Origin of the sequence: Gordonibacter sp., from assembly GCF_036667095.1 — a bacterium.
In the GTDB taxonomy this organism is placed as follows: domain Bacteria; phylum Actinomycetota; class Coriobacteriia; order Coriobacteriales; family Eggerthellaceae; genus Gordonibacter.
Genome location: NZ_JAVWUP010000188.1, coordinates 1 through 4,198, shown reverse-complemented (window position 1 = coordinate 4,198; position 4,198 = coordinate 1). Strand labels below are relative to the sequence as shown.

3 protein-coding genes are annotated in these 4,198 nt (G+C 48.4%); all 3 read left to right on the top strand.

Annotated elements, in window-relative coordinates:
- A partial coding sequence (locus RR842_RS12095; protein ID WP_332729893.1) for a molybdopterin-dependent oxidoreductase occupies positions 1-2,470 on the top strand: 2,470 nt, incomplete at its 5' end.
- Entirely contained in the window at positions 2,470-3,096 is a 627-nt protein-coding gene (locus tag RR842_RS12090) for a 4Fe-4S dicluster domain-containing protein (RefSeq protein WP_332729892.1), read from the top strand. The genes RR842_RS12095 and RR842_RS12090, both read left to right, overlap by 1 nt.
- Positions 3,097-3,111: 15 nt before the next feature.
- A partial coding sequence (gene nrfD / locus RR842_RS12085; RefSeq protein WP_332729891.1) for an NrfD/PsrC family molybdoenzyme membrane anchor subunit occupies positions 3,112-4,198 on the top strand: 1,087 nt, incomplete at its 3' end.

Here is a 4,198-nt window from a genome sequence, read left to right as displayed (position 1 = left end):
AGTAAAAAACTTAAAGCAGGGACTTACGCGTAGGGGTTTTCTCAAAACAACCGGAGTTGTTGCTGGTTCTGCCGTTGCGGGAAATAGTCTTGGGTTGGTGGGAGAGGCTGCTGCTCTCGAAACACGAGGTATGCAAACCTTGAGTACCGGTGAAGAGACTTTTGTAAACACCTGTCGCGGCAACTGTGGCGGAAAATGTGCCTTGGTTGGTAAGGTGCGTAATGGGAAACTAGTGCAGACACGCCCCTATGATGTGCCTGAGGGGCTCGAGCGGTGCCGAATGGGCTGTGTTAAGGGGCAAACGAACCCGCAGCGCCTGTATGCGGCTAATCGCATTTTGTATCCAATGCGCCAAGCTGGTGAACGTGGTAGCGGGAACTGGGAACGCATATCATGGGACGAAGCTATTTCCGAGATTGCTGAAAAGTTTCAGGCAACTATTGATGAATATGGGCCGCACTCGCTGGGAATTTGGCATTCGTATGGGTCGGACGGTTGGCTTAATGGGGCGTACTACCAAACATATGGTGTTGGATATAATCGCCTCGTGAATCATCTGGGAGCAACGGCCGTTATTCCTGGCGGTGATCAAGCTCAAGTTTATATGGGATTCTATGTTTTGCAGCATGGTATGAATACGACTTCGGATTATGCGAACGCCAAAACGCTTCTTATGTGGGGGGCGAACATCAGCGAAAGTGTTCGCGATGCCTGGCCCTATGTGTGTGATGCGAGGGATAAAGGCGCGTCCATCGTGACGATTGATCCTCGATTCACCATAACGGCGGCTGCGTCCGATACATTTTTGCCTATTCGTGCTGGTACCGACGGGGCTCTAATGTTGGCGATGTGTAACTACATTATCGACAATAATCTTATCGATAATGATTTTCTGGCCAATAAATCAGTAGCTCCTCTTCTTTTAAAGGAAAATGGTAGTTACTTTAAGCTTTCAGATATGGGGGTTGAGCCGATTGTTGGTCCTATTAACCCATACACAGGCATGCCGACGATTATTGATCCTGAGGTTGTTTATGATACGTCGACTCAAACCTTTGGATCGTCAAAGCAAGTTAAAAACCCTGCCATTTTAGGTACTTATGAGTATGAGGGTATCAAACTTCGCACTGTTTTTGACTACGTAAAAGAACAGACAAAGCAATTTACAGTAGAAATGGCATCTAAAGAGTGCGACTTGACTGTCGAGCAGATTGAAACACTCGCCCATCTTTATGCAACCAATAAGCCCGCGACGGTTGTGACGGCGCAGGGTATCTGCCACCACGTTAATTCTCGACATAACTACAAAAACCTGGTGTATCTTGCGAGTTTAACGGGGAACATGAACTGTCCTGGTGGGTCAGTGTATCTTTCGAAGAGTCATGCGGGAGTCGCAAAAACGAAACTTACCATGACTGACATGATTCCAGCAACAGCAAAGCCCGTTTCGAAGGTCTGTTCAATGCGCCTGCCAGAAGTTCTTGATACGGGGAAGCTTGCTGGGAAAGATTACCCTATCAAGTGTCTGTACATAACTAATGCAAATCCATTTGCAAGCGAATCGGGTCGTCAAGCTTTCCTTAATGCAACAAAAAAAGTCGACTTTATAGTTACTGCTGATTCTTTTATGTCTGATACGGCTCGCTACTCGGATGTTGTCCTGCCGATATGCTTAGCTTATGAGGAGATGGACAAGATGGCAGCCGGCTCCCTTGAGATCGATTTTGTCATGCAGAAAGCTGTTGAGCCCGCTGGTGAATGTAAGTCAGACATGGATGTATACCGGATGCTTGCTGATAAGATGGGCTTCTCGGAACTGTACGACAAGACTGATGAAGAGTATTTGCATACGCTGTTAGATAATAAGGAAAATAAAGCAACAGGGCGCACTTATGATGACTTCGTTCGTGAAGGTATTATTGCTGATTTTGGTGACACTCCTCAGATCGGTGCGGAATTCAATGCGACTGGGCGTGTTCAATTTTATCTTCCGATGATTATTCCGCGTGATGTTGGGGTTACCAAAATTGCCCCAACGGAGCTCATTCCTTGGTATGAACATGCCGAAGAGGCCTACCAGGCCAACCCTTTGAGGGATAAGTATCCGCTCTTCGGAAATAGCGAGCATAGCAACTATACAGGGCATTCTATGTATAACAACATCCCGTGGATTCGTGAAATTTGGGGCGAGCCCTATGCAATGATAAACAAGAAGGCGGCTGCTGATCGAGGCATCGAGCAGGGTGATACGGTGCGCGTTTACAACGATCGTGGTCATGTGGTTCTTAAAGCTGTCTTAACCGAGGGGCTGCGCTACGATTCTATCGTACTTCCTCATGGGCCACAGGAGAAAGACTATGTTTCGGGGCACCACCAAGACTTGACGCTTGCTTGTAGCGATCTGACAGGAAATAGCTCGTTCTACGACTATTTGTGTGAAGTGGAAAAATATGAAGGAGGCGAGCACTAATGACGCATTATGCAATGGTAGTTGATACTAAACGCTGCGTCGGATGCAATAATTGCTCGATGACTTGCAAAGTTGAAAACAACCTTCCTGATGGCACCTGGTGGACTCGGTCGCTTACCGATGGTGGAGAGGCTGAGCTCACCCCTGCGGGTATTTTCCCGGACAATCTTTCGATGAGTTTTATTACGCTGGCATGCCAGCACTGCGAGAACCCTGCCTGTGTGAAGGTGTGTCCGGTGGGCGCTACTTATAAGGATGTCGAGACAGGTATCGTGCGTCAAGATTACGACAAATGTATTGGCTGCCGTATGTGTATGGCTGCTTGCCCCTACACGGGCGTTCGTTCCTTTAATTGGGAAGAGCCGAAGTACTCTCTTAGCTTTGCTGTGGGAGACGCCGATGTCGCTGTTCATCAGAAGCATGTGGTTGAGAAGTGCACCATGTGCTATCACCGAGTAGCTCGTGGTGACCGGCCGGCCTGTGTTGATATTTGCCGTGGTATCGCTCGCTTCTGGGGTGATCTGGATGATCCCGCTTCCGAAGTATCTAAGCTCATTCAATCGCGTGAATACAAGCAGCTTCTTCCGAGTGAGGGTACAAAACCCTCCGTTTATTACCTTGTTTAGGCTGAAAGGAGAATCATGATGTCTGAAAACATTTCGACGGCCGAGTCCGTCAAGGCTCCTGCTGCTCTCTTCGGCGGTAAGGGGGTCAATATTGGTATTGTTGTTGCGGCTGTCGTTACCCTTGTTGGTGTTGGACTGTGGGTTTGGCAACTTTCGGCGGGCCTTGTTCTTACCAATATGCGTAATCTCGACTCGTGGGGGCTCTATATTACGAGTTTTATGTTCTTCGTGGGCTTGTCTGCGGGCGGGCTCATCATTAGTTCAGTACCGCGTGCTTTTGGCATCAAGGGCTTCGGCGGTATCTCGAAAATTGCCGTATGGACATCAATCTGCTGTACGATACTCGCCATTTGTTTTGTGATTATCGATCTCGGTCAACCTCTGCGTATTTGGGAATTGTTTGCGTATTCGAATCTTTCCTCGCCGCTCATGTGGGATATTATCGTGTTGTCGGCGTATCTAATTTTGTCTGTCGTTTACTTATGGGCGACGTTGCGTTTTGAAAAGGGTCAAGGTAAGGCGATTTCTCTGCGCATTATCTCTGTTGTTGCGCTCGTGTGCGCTGTTCTCGTGCACTCAGTAACAGCGTGGATTTTTGGCTTACAAGCGGTGCTTGAGATGTGGAACACGGCGCTCCTTGCTCCGTGGTTTGTCTCTTCGGCATTGGTGTGCGGCGTGGCGCTTGTGTTGGTGGTTGTGATTGCCTTATGCAAGGCCGGCTACCTTAAGCTTGCTCAGGAGAACGTTATCAAAATGATGAAGTTGCTCGGGGTATTTGTGGTTGTCGATCTATATTTTTTTGGTTGCGATCTTTTAACTGAGGGCTTCCCGGGCGGTGATGGTGTCGAGGTGGTGGCGATGCTTACAACTGGCCCCCTTGCCCCCTTCTTCTGGGCAGAGATTATTCTTTGTGCGTTTACCGCGTTGGTTGCATTTACTCCAAAACTACGTTCCAATCCGCTTATCGTTGTCGCTGCTCTTGCAGCTATTGTTGGGATATTCTGCAAACGCATTCAGCTGCTTTTTGGTGGCTTCCAAATTCCGAACCTTGATTATCCGGGGGTTATGACTCCTTCGACTGCTGTGGATTGGACGGCTGGCG

What these genes read in the sequence shown, in the direction of transcription:
- RR842_RS12090 (WP_332729892.1), top strand. Translation starts at nt 2,470, where the DNA reads ATGACGCATTATGCAATGGTAGTTGATACTAAACGCTGCGTCGGATGC.